This is a genomic window from Paraflavitalea devenefica, assembly GCF_011759375.1.
Lineage (GTDB): Bacteria > Bacteroidota > Bacteroidia > Chitinophagales > Chitinophagaceae > Paraflavitalea > Paraflavitalea devenefica.
On record NZ_JAARML010000002.1, the window covers coordinates 2,279,604 to 2,296,258 of the forward strand.

Below are 16,655 nucleotides of genomic sequence, written 5' to 3' on the forward strand. Positions count from 1 at the left end.
ACTGGGATTAAAAAGTAAGATTAATGGAAGCACCATAAATACGGGTAGGCGGCGTATTGAAAGAGTTGTTCACACCCTGCGCATTACCGGTTGTATTGCTGAATTCCGGATCTGTATAGATATTGGATCCAGGTACCCAGGTAAACAGGTTACGGCCACTTACGGTGATCACGGCGCTTTTTACAAAACGGGTACGCTGTAAAATGGAGGCTGGCAGTTCATAAGAAAGTGATACTTCCCGTAACTTCCAGGATGCTGCACTGGTATAATAGAGTGATTGCGTATTCTGGAACACATTGGCGGTCCAGAAAGTAGCTGTACCACCACTGGTCAAAACATCTGTATTATCGACAAACTTTCCGGTCCCGTCATCATAAGCCGAATTCGGGAAGATAAAGGGCTTCCTGTTATAGCGCGTTGTTAAGGCGCCAGATCCTTCAAACACAAGGTTGGGGCCGATACCATGGTATACATAGTGTCCGCCTCTGTAATCAGCCACGATACTTAAAGAGAATTTTTTGTATTGAAAAGAGGGATTGATACCAATTAAATGCTTGGGCAGGGTCCTGCCATAAGCTTTTGTAACAGGATCGGTGGTAGGTAATCCTGTAACACGGTCAACGATCACTTTTCCATCCGGTGTTCTGTTGAAATCGGTCAACTTAAGCACGTATGCCGGCATTCCTACAATGGCATAATTGAAGTTGATGGAGCCCAATTCGGTAAGTCCCTCGTAGATGCTTGTTACTTCATTATCAGAATAAGTATAATTGGCTTTCAGGTCCATGCGAAAATCCTTGCCCGCCTGGATCAACGGTGTCAGGCGCAGGTCAAACTCCAGGCCTTTATTGACGAAAGAGGCCGCATTGACCAGCGCGGTCTGATAACCGGTAGCGCCGGATACCTGCACACCAATGATCTGGTCGGTATTGTCCTGGCGGAAAGCTGTGGCTTCCAGCATGAGACGATTGTTCATAAAGCCGATCTCAAAACCCACTTCTTTACCGTTTACAAACTCAGGTTTGATATCGGGGTTGTTGATAGTGCCATTGGCCGAATAGCCGGCCAGGTTGCCATAGGGGAATCCTGTGCCCGAACTGAAAGTTGATTCCAGGGAATACGGATCAAGGTTTACAGTACCCGATAAGGCCCATGAACCACGCAGCTTCAGGTAACTAATTGGAGTGGTTTTAATTTGGGGCACCACTTCATGCAGCAGCAAGGATAAACTTCCGCCGGGATAAAAGAAACTGTTCTTGCTGATGTTCAGGCGGGAGTCCCATTCATTCCTTCCGGTTAATTCCAGGAAGGCCCAGTTGTCCCATCCAAAGCTAAGTTTGCCAAATACCGCAGTTGTCCTGATCTCGCTGTTACCCTGGTTAACAATGGCCTCACCAGAGCGGTTACTAACATTGTACAGGGTTGGGATGATCAGGTTATTGCCGCGGGACTCCAATTGTTTATTAATGCGCTGGATAACCGAATACCCGACCAGCCCGTCTACTGATAAACGGTTAATTTGTTTCTTATAGGTCAAAAATGCTTCTGAGTTGAGGCGGCTGGCAAAGCCCATAGCATCTGAAACAGAGGCCCTGACAGATTGTATACTCTTCAGATCGGTGGTATACTTGGACACATTAATGGCTCCCAACACACTTTTATTACTGACGAATGCCACATTGGTACCCAGGCGGTAAGTGAAATTGAAACCTTCCATGATCTTGTAGGATGCCTCAAGAGTGGCCACCAGGTCATCAGAACGGCCCTTATTGCGGTCAATATCGATCAACATCCAGGGATTCCAGCCAAAACGGTTGTAATAACCATCGGGCGTGGAAAACTTATTGTTGCGCCAGTCCTTGAATTCAGTAATAGGCACATGGGCTGCTGTTTTAAACAAGCTACGGTATATATTATTGGCTGAACCCCTGTCCTGGTTCACGATATTATAGTTGCCTTGTGTATAGAACATCCTGAAAGAGGTAGAAAGTCTGCCAAATTCACGGCTGGCATTCAACCTGATCGTGGTTCGACGGTTTTCATCCTTGGGGATCAACCCGTTCACCTTTACGTCCTGAAGACTTAAATAATAGCGGCTTTTCTCATCCCCGCCGGAAATGGACACATCGTTTTGAAAGGTAATGGCGGGACGGAAAAACTGCTCAGCAGGCGATTTGCTTTGAGCAGCATACCGCACTTTGTTTACACTGCCGTCTTCCAGGGGATCACCCAGGGCCACTTCACTGCCATCGTACCGGGGACCAAAACTATTGTTGGTCCATACATCAAGATGTGGCGTTCCGTCGGGGTTTTCACTTTCTCCATTGCCATACTCTTTTTGAAATTTAGGTACAAAGGAGATCGTCTCCCGCTGGATCGTGGTGCCTATCGAAATGACAGGCTTGCTGCGGTTGCCACTTTTGGTAGTAATAATGATCACACCATTCCCGCCTTCCTGGCCATATAAGGCAGCGCCGGTATTGCCCTTCAATACCGTCACATCCTGTACATCATTGGGATTAAGCGTGCTGATCAGCGATAAAGGCATCGGCGATCCATCAATCACCAGCAAGGCCTGGTTATTACCTGTCAGGGAACGGATGCCACGCAGCGTGATCCGGGTATCGGCAAATACCCCGTTGTTGGTGGTCTGGATAGTCAAACCTGATACTTTGCCCGTTAATCCATTTTGAACATTGATTGGTTTTGCCCTGGAGGCGTCATCACCACTGACCTTCGTAACAGAATAGCCCAGTTCTTTGGGCTGCCGCCGGATACCCAGGGCGGTCACTACCACTTCATTTAAGTTATTGCTGACCACCGTTAAGGAAATGGTCATACCCTCGCTGGCGGTTACTGTTTGCGGCGCATAGCCCGAAGAAGTGATCGTGAGCCTGGCGCCATCATTGACACGGATGGAAAAACGTCCGTTCGCATCGGTTTGTACCGCTCTTTTTGTGCCGGTTTCCAGGACCGTGGCAAATGGCACAGGCTCTCCTTTACTGTCCTTGACAACCCCTGATACCGGTTTCTGCTGGGCCTGCAGGTGCAGCAGAAGCAGGGTAAAGACAACAGTCAAAATTTGCTTCATATCGTAGATTTGGTTGATTGGTGAATGAATACAGACAACCAATGCAATGCTTTTGAAACACAAAACCGACAGAATGGAATAATTAACTACTCAAGCGACTGATACAGGCGCTGTAATGCCAAACAGTGCTACGTCTGGCTATCGGTTTACCTTATTGACCAATCCATGTATAGATCCGCCTAAATAAATACTACGTATAGTCATTACAGTCCCAGTTACCATCATTCAGAAGTATTGGTCTGTCATTTCAGCGCTCCACTGCATTTTATAGGCAGGCACTGCTACAACTTTATACCCAAAAAGCCTGCTCACCCCACGCCATCTGTGCACAGCCGCGCAGTATCTAATTTTTAACCATAAAAAATGAACATGAAAATGAGTGCGCTATTTTTCAAATGCCTTGCGGTCATACTATTGACCTCATCCTGCAAAAAAGACCCGAAAGAAGAAGACAGTGGAACACCTACTGCCAATGTGGTAAAAGGAAAGGTTACCGATACCCAGGGCCGCCCGCTGAAAGGAGTTACCATCCTTATTGACAACACCCTTTTATACAACAGCTACCTGGAGGGTACTACAAAAGATGATGGCACGTATCAAATTAAATTGTTCAACAGTGCCTGGCAGGCCTATGCCGAAATGAATGTGGACTATAATGGAAAGACGTATAAGATAGACCTGCACCCGGATAATCCGGCGGGCTTTAGCGGTGAAGGCGCCATCCGCAACTTTCAATGGAAGCTGAGCGGTAAAAAGCCTGTGCCGCTGACAGGTCATTATGGTGGTACTATCATCACCGATAAGTATATATTGAGCGAGATTTACGATTCCGAAAATATTGAATTCACGTTAACCCCCGCAGGCGCCCTGATTGACGGCTCCACCGGCGAGGTGATCAAAATGAAACATGGTCAACCCGCCACCGATACTTATGGTAAACTGGTGGATATCCCCATCGGCCGCTATACAGTGACGGCAGTTTATCCATCCGCAACAGGTAATATCCCGCTTAAATTAAGGGACAAGGAACACAACCGCACAGGGCCATTTACCTCCAGCCTGCAGTTGGATTTTGAGCCGACTACCAGCACTGGTAATAATATGGCTATCCTGGAATACAACGAGAAATAAGGCTTCACGGCTGCAGGTCTCGAAGAGTACAAAGACAGAAAAGCGAAGAATAGAAAAAGGGATTGAAGGCAGAATGCCCAATCCCTTTTTTAATGAAGAACATCCTATTGCTTCACAAAAGGAAGGGTAGTCTTGCCGCTTTTCTCTTCAATCACCAGGTAATAGGTCCCCTTCAGCAATTGACTTACCGGCATGCTTACCACACCGGAAGAACCAGTTGCCGGCATCTTCTGCAACAGTCGTCCATCATTGTTATAGACCGACAAGCTGATAACAGCGCGTTGCGGTGGCAATGCCACATGAATCCTATCAGTAGCAGGATTGGGAAAGAGTGCATAGGAGGGTAAGTTGTTCCTGAACAACAGTACAATGGTCTTTGAGTATTCATAGTTACCATCCAGGTCGGTTTGTTTGATCCGGTAATAGACAACGCCGCTGGTAGTGTGCCGGTGAAGCCAGGAATATGTGCTGCCGTTGGATTGGTTGGCAGCTTTTAGTTCGCCGGCTGCTAAGTAAGTGGCGCCATCTGTACTGTACTCCACAATAAACTTGTCAGCCTGTTGTTCCATTCCCGTAGCCCAGGAGAGCAGGGTTCCGTCTGTTTTAACTTCCCCTTTTACATAGAGCCAGTGAACTGGCAGGGTAGCGCCCAGCGTAAAATCGGCATAGGCTGACATGCTCCAGGGGTTTTGTTTGCTGCGCAGGTAGAGCGTGTGAGGGCCCTGGGCAACACCTGTTAAAGGAACAGAGAAGGAAAAATTAGCCACCTCTGTAGAAGCTCCCACACTTATAGGATGCCCATTCCCGAAACCCGGATCATTATCCAGGTAATATTCCACCTGCCCAATGGGGGGCGCTGCTGCAGGCGCCGTAGGGTAAGGTGTTACCATTGAATTGTCGAACAGTGCATAGTTGGAAAAGCTCCAGTGGCCTTCCGCATCCCTGATGCGTATGAATAACCTGTGCACACCGGCTGATAGTCCCATCAGGTTCACCAGCACATTTACGCTGGCAGCGTTGGTGGCAGATGGTAAAACAACGGGAGTACCATTACCCGGCCCGGGATCGTTATCAATAAAATATTCGGCTCCGGAGAGGGCAGGGGCTGCTGCCGGAGTGGGATAGAGCGGTACTGCCACATTATCGAAAAAGCCGATGTTGGAAAGGCTCCATTTACCATCGGCATCCTGTACACGCAGGTATAAATTGTGCAATCCGTTGGTTAACCCGGTGCCATTTAGCGCAATAGTGGTACTAAAGTTTGCAATATTGGTAGAAGACGTTAAGGTAAGAGGCGTGCCATTGCCCAATCCCGGATCAGTATCAAAAAAGTATTCAGCCTTCACCAGCGGCGCCAGTGTGCCGGGACCAGCAGGATAAGGTTCCTGTGCCACAACAGCGGAACACAGGCTCACAGCAATGCCCGACAGCCATAAGATATGCTTCATTACAAGAACTTTTAAGTGATTAATTATTGGAACGGGTGCTGAAGGTGATGTCCATCGAAGTAGCTGAAGCCGGTATGGATGGAGGTACGGTGAGACTGTAAATAGTGGGGATTGGCGGGATGCCGCTTAAGCGATAGGGATCGGCTGTGCCAAAAGCGCCGGCATCGGGCGTTATACCGCCAATGGGCTCGCCTGCTCCGATAGCAGGAGAGCCGGCCTTGAGTTGGTATTTCCCATCGGAAGAACCGGTATTCTCAAAGAAAACCGTGGCCGATACACCATTCTGGTTATTGTTTCCGGCAGGTAAGGTATTGGCGCCGGAAGCAAGATTGTATTTGACCGTACTGGTAGAAACGGTCAAAGTGCTTAAAAAGATATTGTTACTCACATAGCTGTTGGCAATAGTAGCCGCGGAGACAAATACATTATTCCGCACCAGGCCATTAATGACTTTGTTGATGGTAAACGTGTTGAGAAATATACAGTTGGTAACCTTAATGTTCTCCACCGTGGTTAATGACAAGTCTGAATGTCCGATGCATTTATTAATAATGAGGTTGGCTATTTTGGAATTGGCTATAGGCGTGTATACGCTTATATTGCCCTCACATCGCGTAATGGTGACATCATCTACACTGGCATAAAGATAGATCGGAGCGCTAAGGCCCATAAAAGTGCTGCCGGAGGCCAGTGAATCAATTAGGATAGAAGCTATTTTAGTAGACAGGCCCATCGCCTGCAGGCCGGTGTTGGCGCCGGTGCCGGAAAGCAGGTAACCGGAACCGATCAATACCAGTTTTTTGGTGAGGGTAGCGGAGTTATAGAGAGTAGCAGAGCCCTCAATGTATAAGGTGTCGCCAGTCGTCACAAAACTGCTTGCAATAGCTGCAGACACTTCCTTATAATCCGCTGATACACCGGTGGCATTGTTGATACGCCACACTTTTGCCTGCACATCACTTGTCTGCAGGAGGCCACTCACAATAATAATAACAGATAATACGCTTTTTTTCATAATAATTAATTGTAGGAAAGTTAGTGGCAAAGACAGGAAAAGCTGCCGCGGTGTCACACAAAAACGACAAGATGCTATAACTTACTGGTGAAGTGATGCATACCCCAACCGAAATGGAAACCCGTAAACACAAGCCCCGATCAACACTTGAATATGCTTTGCCAGCGATTAAGATAGATAAATCATCATCTTAAACAGCAACAAATACGCGCAATTGGATTCGTATTTATTTTTGACCTGTTACAGCAGCCGGAAAAGTACTGTAACAAAGGGTCGTTAGAATATTTCTCATGTGACACAGGTGGTTTCTACCACCTGTTCTTTATTAACATATCTGCTCTTAACCCCCAAACGTTATTTACAAACTATGAACCTGCTAAAAACTTTTTGTTGCTGCTTAGGTATATTAGCTTCCATCAATGGCTATTGTCAGCCCGGGATGACGATTACAGAAGCGGAACTTAGATTCGCCCAACAGGCCCGGGAAGAAAATACGAAAGCGGCGTTTCTGTCCTGCCTGGATAGTAACGGTGTTGTCTTTAACAGGGGAAAGGCCATCAATGGATTGCAATACTGGCAGCGTGCTCCAGAAGAAGGTCCCAGGCTGCTGTGGCTGCCCGCCCTTAGCCTTACATCGGCCAAAGGTGATCTGGGTTTCACGACAGGCCCCTTTGAATTGAGGGATTCATTAGCAGGGACTGTCTTAACCTGTGGTCAATATATTTCTGTCTGGAAAAGAAATGCAAAAATGGAATGGAAACTATTGGCCGACCTGGGAACGGGTTATACGCCTACTGCTTATCCGGCACAGGTGCTTGCTCCCTTTCAGGTGACCTTACTACCAGATACAGCCATGGTTGATCTATACCAACTGGAAACAAACCTGAACTATGCTACTATGTTGTATCCTCAATCAATATTGAGCAGAGAAGGCAAACAGCCGTTGCAATCTGCCGACACTGTCTTGCAGGAGTTAACAACACTGCCTGCCAATATAGAATATACGCCGCTTGCCGCCGGCATCGCTCAAAGCAATGACCTTGGCTATGTGTATGGCCAGGCGAAAGCGGGCAATAAAACAGCAAACTATGTACGGATTTGGGGACATACTACAAAAGGGTGGGTAGTATTGCTGCAGGCAATCGGGTTATAGCTTTACTCGCCAAGCCACTTTTTAAAATCGGCTGCCCGGAGCCGGCTGATGATGATCTCTTCATGAGCAGCCGGTCGAACCTGAACCTTTAGCTTTCCGGCAAACCAGCTTTGAACTTTTTCTATGTGGTTATAATTAATGATGAATTGCCGGTTCGCCCGGAAAAAGGCCTTTTTGTCTACCTCATTTTCAACTTCATCCAATGCTTTGTCAAGGATCAGGTCATCGTTAGTGGCTGTCTTTATGTATTGACACCTTTCTTTGGTATAGAAGTAGGCAATATTCCTGGCTGGTACAGAGATCATCCGTGTACCTGTTTTGGCTAAAAAGCGTTCCTTAAATTCCACGGGGTCCATCGCCTTCATTTCTTCCAGGAGCCGCAGCACATTTTTTTGTAATTGCGTGTCGGGGCGGCCATGCAGGCGTTTGTATTTTTCCAGGGCAGCCTTCAGCTCCGACTTATGCAAGGGCTTCAGCAAGTAGTCAACACTATTTTGTTTGAAAGCCTTCAGCGCATGCTCCTGGTAAGCGGTAATGAAAATGACGGGAGTGTCAATGCTGACCTTTTCAAAGATCTCCAGGCTTTGGCCGTCGCCCAATTCAATGTCCATGAATATAAGGTCAAGTTCAGGAGCCTGTTGCAGGAAGGCAATGCTCGTTTTCACGCTATCCAGCACATTGACTATCCGCACATCTTTTTCCAGGTCATGCAGCATTTCGGTCAACCGCTGCACGGCAATATTTTCGTCTTCAATGATCAGCACATTCATAGGGATGCTTTTAAAACAGGGAAACTCACGGAGAAATATTGTTGATTGCTATCGATCACAATGCCGGGCAGCGCCAGCAATTGAAATTTCTTTTTCAAATGTTGCAGGCCATGCCCCGATCTTAGTACGCGGTTCTTTGGCTGATAATTATTCCGTATTACCACACGTTCCTCCTGCTTGTTGAGCCAGATATTGATAAACAGGGGTTCTGCCCTGGTGACAGCATTGTGCTTGACGGCATTTTCAATCAGTATCTGCAGGCTCAGTGGCGGCACCTGGAAACGGGCCGCCTCTTCCATGGCTTCTTCCAGGAACAGTCCTTCGGGATAGCGGGTTTTCAACAGGGAAAAATAGATCCTGGCAAATTTCAATTCTTCTTCCAGGCTGATCAGGGTGCATTCGTTGGCCTCTAAAAGGTACCGGTATACATAGGCCAGGTCTTCCGTAAAATGGATGGCCCTTTTCTGGTCTTTTTCAATCAGTCCGATCAGCGTATTGAGTGTATTGAATAAAAAATGGGGTTGAATCTGTACTTTCAGGGAATCGAACTGCATTTGCAGGTTCAGCTTTTTCAGTTCGTTGGCCTCTATTTGTGTGGCCTGCCACCGTTGTATATAAAACATGATCTCATAGAACGATACCTCCAGCAAAATAAACAGCAGGGTGATGCCCGTAAACAAGAGAAAAATGGGAATAGTCATCACAGGAACGCCCCATAAATTCAACTTGCCTTCGATGAAAATACGGGCAAACCCCAATAGAAAACCATAGGGTATCAATATAGCGGCTACGATCGCCCTTCTTTTCGAATTGTGCTGAATGCCTTTCCGTCTTTTGTAGGTCTGCAAAGCCACAAAACGTACAGGCTCCCATACCAGGATGGTAAAAGCAATGGTTACGATCAGCGTTTTGGCCAGCAGGTTTTTTGCCTGGACGTTAAAGAACATATCCAGCATGAAGAAACAATAGAAAAGGACCGCAAAGGCCAGGTACCCATAAAGCCGCACTTTTTTTTCACCGATCAGCACAGACAAATTTTTGTAAAAATAAGTCAATGCACATAAAGTGCCTGCTATTGCGCGATCAATTTGAATAGCTTGTCCGTCATTTCAGACGCCAATAACGTCATTTCAGCAGCTCAGGCAGGACTGCCAGTCAATTGCCTCTATAAGACATGGCTGCAATCCTGCCTGCGGCCTGTTATTTAACGGTCTGCCTATTGTCTTCCTGGTCCGTATCCGGCAGGTAGCCGTAAGGATCAATAACCGCTATAGCCGGTTTTTTGTCAAGCTCAATCGTCACTACATTGACCACCCGGGAAAAATGGTGCTGCTTCAGGTACAGGGGCTTTGTGTGCCGGTTCCATTGACCGGCCGGTTGGTCGTAAACAGCTACTGTCATTACATCATCCGGGGCCAGAGGCTGAGGTTGTATACCGCTTTCATCAAAGGCAGCCAGGTTCACCTGCAGTTGCAGCCTGAACCGGCCGGGGGATAGGGAGTCGCATCGCAGTACCTGCAGCTTGTTGCTATACACGATTACCTTGTTAAAAAGATCATCTATCCGCTTTGCCTGTTGCGGTGTGGCGCCTGTACTCAATTCACGGAGCAGATCAGTGGTTGTCGCCTTGGTATGTGAAACACCATACTTGCCCAGGAGTCTTTGCAGGGCCTGGTCCATGTGTTCTTCCCCCAACATTTCTTTGATGCCATACAGCACCCGCCCGCCTTTCTGATAATAGGCAAAAGCCTGGGTGGTGCGGACCAGCGGTGCTTCCTGTTCTCCCTCCATATTGCGCAGGGTAAAATAAAGGTTGTTGTCAGCTTTCAGCAGACTGCTCAGGTATTGCCGGCCAAAGCGTTTTTCTGTTACCATGAACTCCGTATACTTCGCCAATGATTCTGTCAGCACGGCCCTGCCCGGGGCATCCAGTGGCGCCAGTTGGTTGGCCCACCATTGGTGCGCTACCTCATGGGCGGTAACGGCATAGATATTGTTGAACCGGCTGCTGTCGCGCAGGTCACTCATGAAGTTGATCTTTTCTGTACTGAACAATACGCCCGGGTAAGCAGTGGCGGCGCCGGGATAGTGCGGGATTTCAGCAAGGGTGAGGTGCGACAGGGGGTAAGGACTGAAATGTGTGGTGCCATAATTTATGGCATCCTTCATGGCCTGCATCATCGTGGGCAGGTTGTGCGTGTGCCCGGGTTGATAATAAATGCTGAAGCTAATATCTTTATACACTTCCTGCTGCACCGCATACCGTGCCGAGCTTAATGCCAGCATGAAAGCAATGGGCTGCCCCGTTTTGTAATGGAAATAGTGCCGGTTATTGGCGGTCCATTCTTTTTGCAGGTCACCTATTGTTACTACCTGTTGGTCTGTGACAGTAGAGACCACGGTTTCATAGTCCACCAGGTGATAGCTGCTGTCTGTTGAAGTGGTAGCAATGAGTGGCGGCAGTCCGTTCGCTTTCCTTAAAGCAACATTACCTGTTTCATAACGGTCATTGTACCCCAGGAAGGGGATGTATTTTTCCAGTTCAATATAGCTGCCATTGCTTACTACGGAATGCTCGGGGTTAAAGGGGGCAAAGCTGTTCCGTTCTACTGCCATGGAAAACTGCAGGTTCATTTCCATGCCCGGCAATAAAGGGGTGGCCAGCCTATACCAGTATTGCTGGAAGGCAGGATCGGCTTTTTCCAAGGTGGCATGGGGAACAGAAAAAGTAACGTTGGTCACTTCCGGATCAACGCCCAGCCATAAGGTGGAAACGGGCTGATCGCTTTCGTTTCTCAACCGGTAATGACCTTGCACGGTGTATGTGCCTGTTGCCGGGTACAAGTCTATATTGGTTTTGATGGCTACGATATACGGTTGCGGCAAGGACGCTTGTGACTTGTACTTTTTTTCATAAGATGCCTGCCAGGTCTGCACCGTTTTATTGTTCCGCGCTGTACTGACGGAAGGTGTTTGTTTATAAATATACATACCAGTGGCAATCCAGGTGAGCAGGCACGTGGCGAGGAATACCTTGCCGGTGCGGCCCCATTGCCGGCCCATTGACTTCGCCCGTTGCCACAAAGTAGCCGATGTGCTGCCCTGCCATAAAGCGGCGGCCAGCAGGGACAGCACAGCCGCACAAGCAGTCCAGTACAACAGGTACCAGTTTGTCGCGGCCGTATAATGGCCGAAGCCGTTCATGAGCGAATACCTCAGGTCGGGCAGGGTGGCATAGCGCAGCAGGTAATGATGAATGCCCAACTGGCGACTGAAGATCACAATGCCTACGGCTACCAGGCTGAGTAACATGCCCAGGTATTTGTTGGGCGTGATTGTTTGTATGAATGCGATCAATACTGCCAACAGGAATAAGGGCAGGCCACTGTAGTAATACAGGGAAAGATAGGCAGGCACGTCAATGGTGCTATAACCGGTCAATAACTGCAGGCCCATCCCGATGAAAATATTGACTGTAACAAGTATAACTATCAGCACAGCAAGGGTAGCGCATTTGGCGCCCCACAAAACAATATTGGGCGCTGGTGTACTGAAGATCAATCCCTGCATATTGGCTGTGCGCTCGCGGCTGATCAGCTCGCCGGCATAAAAAATAAGCAACAGCAAGGCTGGGCGTATGGTGCGCAACTCTTCTATAATAAAACCGGTAGCTGCATAAAACCGTGTGCCGTAAGGCCCTTGCAGGATGTTTTCTTTCAACTCTACGGCATACAGGAATATCCACAAGGCCATCATCACCAGGAAGGGAATGTGTTTACAGACCGATTTTGCTTCCAGTTTCAGTTGCGTGGTAAAGGTGGAAAGGTGATAGGCAAATCCTTTCGGATGAACAGCTACACTTTTATAAGGAATAGCTTTTGCTACAGTTGCCGGCTGTTGTTGCTTCCGGGTTTTGGCAGTGGCCGGCTTCCGGAATTTAAAATACCGGTAGCTCAGCAATAGCCATATGCCTGCTATTCCTGTCCACAACAAGCGGTTGGCCAGGAAAATACCTTCCACAGGGAACAACTTACTGTTACGGTCAGCCACCGGCCAGGAGCGGGTTTCACCCAGGAAGGCCGCCAGGCCAAAAGGGTCCAGCAAATAAGGTAAGAGGGTAGGGGTGTCGGTCTTTAAAGAGCTGGCCATGATGGGTGAATTACCCAAAATAGATCCCAGGAAATACAGGATGAACAAGCCTACACCGGTCATGTACACTGCCCGCTGGTTGTGGGTGAGCAGTGCTACACTGAAAATGACACTGCCACAAAACAGTATATTGGGCAGTCCGAATACAAAGAGCGGGTATAAAAAGTAGCTGGCCTTAAAAGCGCCGAGCTGATCGGCATCGGCGGAAAATGTACCCAGGTATATGCCCAATACCGCCAGGCCAAGGATTAAAAAAACGGCCAGTAATAAACCCTGCAACCGCACCATAAAATAGGGCAGGCGTTGCAGGGAGGTAGTAAAAATAATGGCGTCCATCTGGTGGGTGACATCCCTTAATACCACATTGGCGCAAAAGAGCGTGTTTACAAAGATGGCAAACAGGGAGAGGAAGCAGGTAATATAACTGATCACATGCGGCGAGTTCTTATGTATTTCAGTGCCGCCAAAATTCCCCTGCGCTATCAGCATGCCTAAAGCCACAAATAAAATGGCCGCCACTATAAAAGTGATTTGTTTGAAATGATATTTCAGTTCAAACCCTATTAAATGACTTAACATACAGCGCCCTCCTTTTTGGTGCGTTGCGCACCAAATAAAGCAGAGAAATAGACGGATGACAGGTCGGGCGAGAAAGGCTCAAAGCCTGCATCGGGGCGGATACCACTCAGTATATGCACCTGTATTTTGCCGCCGGTCATCCGCGTGGAGATGACATTCAGGGTGGATTGGTACTGATGCAGCGTTTCTTTGGAAACGGTTTTCTGCCATACCTGTCCTTCCAGTGCTTCCGTTAATAAGCCGGGCCTGCCTTGTAAGATAACTTTGCCACCGGCCAGGATGGCCATATTGGGACAGAGGTCATGCACATCTTCCACGATATGCGTAGACAGGATAACCACTACCTGCTCACCGATCTCGCTCAGCAGGTCGTGAAAGCGGTTGCGTTCCAAAGGGTCCAGTCCGGCGGTGGGTTCATCTACAATGATCAATTGCGGGTTGCCCAGCAGTGCTTGTGCAATACCGAAGCGCTGGCGCATGCCGCCGGAGTAAGTGCTCACCGCCTGCTTCCTGACTGCATACAAGTTGGTTTGCTGTAATAGTGCCAGTACCTGTTCTTTGCGCGCCTTCTTATCCGTGATACCCTTTAAAATGGCCAGGTGGTTCAGCAGGTCTATAGCGCTGATCTTTGGATATACGCCAAAGTCCTGCGGCAGGTAACCCAGTTGACTGCGCAGTTGCTGTTCGTGCCGGAAGATGTCTTTGCCATCAAACAATACCTGCCCGCTATCGGGTGGTTGTAAAGTGGCCAGCGTGCGCATTAAAGATGATTTGCCGGCGCCATTGGGGCCCAGGAGGCCAAACATGCCATTGGAAATGGTGAGGGAAACATTGTCCAGCGCCTTAACGCCGTTGGGATAGGTCTTGGAAAGGTTGCTTATTTGTAATCGCTGCATGGGACTTTTGTTTAAGAGTGGGTGCAAAGTACCCTGCCGGTGCAGGTTGTTCAATTATACATGACCATGGAAAAGAAGATGATGATCAACGGCCTGTATAGGCTGTTTTCAGTTATTTTTTACTTACATCATGATAAATGATACGTTCATCATTAATATTTGCCCGGATGGACGGGCAGCCGTTTTTTTATCCTTTCATTCTGGTAATATGAAGCGATGGTATGATAAGCTGGAGCCTCTTACAAAGCGTTTTGAAGTGTTGTTGTATATAGGCCTGTTGTGCTGGATGGCTCTTTTTGACGTGCTGGAAAAAGGCGTGTATTCCTGGACGTATTACGGGAGCGCTTTGCTGGTATTGTTCCTGGTGCATTTGCCGGTATTGGTTTTCTCCTGGAACAGGGAACGTTGGAAACAACTACTTTCCGGGAGGCGGTACCTGCAATACTGGCTGGCTTGCTTTGGTGTTTATTTGGGGTTGCTTTTTGTCATTTGCAGTACTTTCCTGGAAGTGAATACGCGTTTCCAGCAATTGATCCCCATCAGCGCGCTCTTTATTTTCCTGCTCGAACTGTTGCTGACGGTTATCGCCTGGTACCGGAAGCGGGCCTTGCAATGGCAATGGATCAAGCGGTTGAGCCTGGAGCGGTCGGTGTTGATTAGCATTATACTGATTGCCGTCCTCTTTTCTATCATGGCGGTGTCCAGTATGGGCAACCCGGAATATGACAGGCCCGGCGGGTTGCTGCTGGGTTTTGAGTTTAACTTTTGGAAAGTGCTCACCCACTTTGGTGTTTTTCTGAGTTTCCTGGTGCAGTTCCTGTTCATGTACCTGTGCGGCTATTTCTTTTTTTATATCAATAACCGGGTGCTTGTGCCCCGGGTATTGAAACAAAAAGGAGTGGTGATGTACATACTGGCCGGATTGGCCACGGTAGGCATCACTTATCCCATCATTGCGCAATTGCTATCCCTGCTGCCGGTGAATGGCAGATTGGGCAAGGTCTTTTCTGATAATCCCTTTTTACTGGAGAATGCTTTTGGGGCCATATTGATCATCCTGCTTAGTCTGCCGGTAGTGCTGGCCCTGCAATGGTCGAAGCAGAACAGCCGGATCATGTCGCTGGAAAAAGAAAAAGCAGAGGCCGAGCTGGACCTGCTCAAGCAACAACTGAATCCACATTTCTTTTTCAATACCCTGAACAACCTGTATGCACTGAGCCTGGCGCAATCAACGCAAACACCGGAAAGCATTTTGCAGTTATCGGAGTTAATGCGTTATGTGATCTATAAAGCCAAAGAGCCGGCCGTGTCTGTACAGGAGGAAGTAAAGTACCTGGAAGATTATATGCAATTGCAACAGATCAGGCTCAAGCGGAAGCCGGATGTACAGTTTACAAAAGAGATAGCGGGCGATACGCCTCTGGTAGCACCCCTGTTGTTAATTGTGTTGGTCGAGAATGCCTTCAAGCATGGGGTAGAGCCTGCGGAAGGAACAGCCCTGCTGCACTTGTCGTTGTATGCAGACGCTACCCGGCTGTATTTTACGTGTGTGAATTCTTTTGAGCAGGAGGGGGAAGTGGCTGCCGGTATAGGATTGGCCAACCTGGAAAGACGATTGGCTTTGTTATACCCGGGTAAACACCAGTTGAAAACCGGGATAGAAAGTCATACTTTTAAGGCTGAACTGGAATTGGACCTGACATGAAAATACGTTGTCTGATAGTGGATGATGAGCCGCTGGCGCACCAGGTGATCCTGAAATACGTGGAGGATATTCCTTTCCTGGAAGTGGTGGGGCAATGTCACCTGGCCACGGAGGCCCTTTCTTTCTTAAGTACCCAACCTGTTGATCTGATCTTCCTCGATATCCGCATGCCTAAGCTGAGTGGCCTCGATTTCCTGCGTACGTTACAGCAACGGCCACTGGTGATCATCACTTCGGCGTATGAAGAACATGCGCTGGAAAGTTTTGACCTGGAGGTGTGTGATTACCTGCTCAAGCCTTTCCGGTTCGACCGCTTTTTGAAAGCAGCTAATCGCGCGCTGGCTATGTATACTTTACGGAAACAGGCTGCTGAAAGTACTGCTGCTGTCGTGCAGCCGGTAATGCCTGCTGAGCCTTTGCGTATCTACATCAAGTCGGATAAGAAACAGGTGCAGTTGGCAGTGGATGAAGTGTACTACCTGGAGAGCATGGGCAATTATGTAAAGGTATGGGGTGAACAAAAATACCTGTTAACGCCCCGCACCCTCAGCAGCTTTGAAGAGCAGTTACCGCCGGAAACCTTTGTGCGCATTCATAAATCCTATATCCTCAACAAAAAGTTTGTGCATTACATTGAGGGTAATACCATCCGCCTAAAGAATGGTAAGGAGTTGCCGCTGGGAAAGAATTATAAGCATGTGGTGAAGTTGTTTTGATT

Annotated in this window: 11 protein-coding genes; 4 read left to right on the plus strand and 7 right to left on the minus strand. The window is 48.2% G+C overall.

Going from position 1 to position 16,655, the window contains the following annotated elements:
* Positions 1–7: 7 nt before the first annotated feature.
* On the minus strand, positions 8–3,091 hold the full coding sequence (locus HB364_RS18310) for a SusC/RagA family TonB-linked outer membrane protein (protein WP_167289660.1): 3,084 nt from the start codon (positions 3,089–3,091) through the stop codon (positions 8–10).
* A gap of 375 nt (positions 3,092–3,466) precedes the next feature.
* Here HB364_RS18310 and HB364_RS18315 point away from each other — a divergent pair, with 375 nt between their 5' ends.
* Positions 3,467–4,222, plus strand: a complete 756-nt coding sequence (locus HB364_RS18315) for a carboxypeptidase-like regulatory domain-containing protein (protein ID WP_167289661.1) — start codon at positions 3,467–3,469, stop codon at positions 4,220–4,222.
* A gap of 104 nt (positions 4,223–4,326) precedes the next feature.
* On the opposite strand, the gene HB364_RS18320 is transcribed toward HB364_RS18315, so the two are convergent.
* Together HB364_RS18320 and HB364_RS18325 are read right to left on the minus strand one after the other, a co-directional pair.
* The gene (locus HB364_RS18320) at positions 4,327–5,670 is read right to left on the minus strand and encodes a T9SS type A sorting domain-containing protein (RefSeq protein ID WP_167289662.1); all 1,344 of its coding nucleotides are present in this window, start codon (positions 5,668–5,670) and stop codon (positions 4,327–4,329) included.
* 19 nt (positions 5,671–5,689) lie between these two features.
* Positions 5,690–6,685, minus strand: a complete 996-nt coding sequence (locus HB364_RS18325; protein ID WP_167289663.1) for a hypothetical protein — start codon at positions 6,683–6,685, stop codon at positions 5,690–5,692.
* Between the two features lie 367 nt (positions 6,686–7,052).
* Here HB364_RS18325 and HB364_RS18330 point away from each other — a divergent pair, with 367 nt between their 5' ends.
* Positions 7,053–7,838, plus strand: coding sequence for a Cif family virulence factor (locus tag HB364_RS18330; RefSeq protein ID WP_167289664.1), 786 nt, complete (start codon positions 7,053–7,055; stop codon positions 7,836–7,838).
* 2 nt (positions 7,839–7,840) lie between these two features.
* Here HB364_RS18330 and HB364_RS18335 read toward each other — a convergent pair whose 3' ends face one another.
* From HB364_RS18335 to HB364_RS18350, 4 genes are all read right to left on the minus strand, one after another.
* On the minus strand, positions 7,841–8,608 hold the full coding sequence (locus HB364_RS18335; RefSeq protein ID WP_167289665.1) for a LytR/AlgR family response regulator transcription factor: 768 nt from the start codon (positions 8,606–8,608) through the stop codon (positions 7,841–7,843).
* Positions 8,605–9,636: a sensor histidine kinase gene (locus HB364_RS18340; RefSeq protein ID WP_167289666.1), complete on the minus strand. Its 1,032-nt coding sequence runs from the start codon at positions 9,634–9,636 to the stop codon at positions 8,605–8,607. The genes HB364_RS18335 and HB364_RS18340 overlap by 4 nt, the downstream gene beginning before the upstream one ends.
* A 172-nt stretch (positions 9,637–9,808) precedes the next feature.
* On the minus strand, positions 9,809–13,336 hold the full coding sequence (locus HB364_RS18345) for an ABC transporter permease/M1 family aminopeptidase (RefSeq protein ID WP_167289667.1): 3,528 nt from the start codon (positions 13,334–13,336) through the stop codon (positions 9,809–9,811).
* A complete protein-coding gene (locus HB364_RS18350) occupies positions 13,330–14,232 on the minus strand; it encodes an ABC transporter ATP-binding protein (RefSeq protein ID WP_167289668.1) in 903 nt (300 codons plus the stop codon). Before HB364_RS18350 ends, HB364_RS18345 begins: the two co-directional genes overlap by 7 nt.
* A 208-nt stretch (positions 14,233–14,440) precedes the next feature.
* Between HB364_RS18350 and HB364_RS18355 the strand changes: the two genes are divergently transcribed.
* Complete coding sequence (locus HB364_RS18355; RefSeq protein WP_167289669.1) at positions 14,441–15,937, plus strand: sensor histidine kinase; 1,497 nt, start codon at positions 14,441–14,443, stop codon at positions 15,935–15,937.
* Complete coding sequence (locus HB364_RS18360) at positions 15,934–16,653, plus strand: LytR/AlgR family response regulator transcription factor (protein WP_167289670.1); 720 nt, start codon at positions 15,934–15,936, stop codon at positions 16,651–16,653. Before HB364_RS18355 ends, HB364_RS18360 begins: the two co-directional genes overlap by 4 nt.
* Positions 16,654–16,655 lie beyond the last annotated feature (2 nt).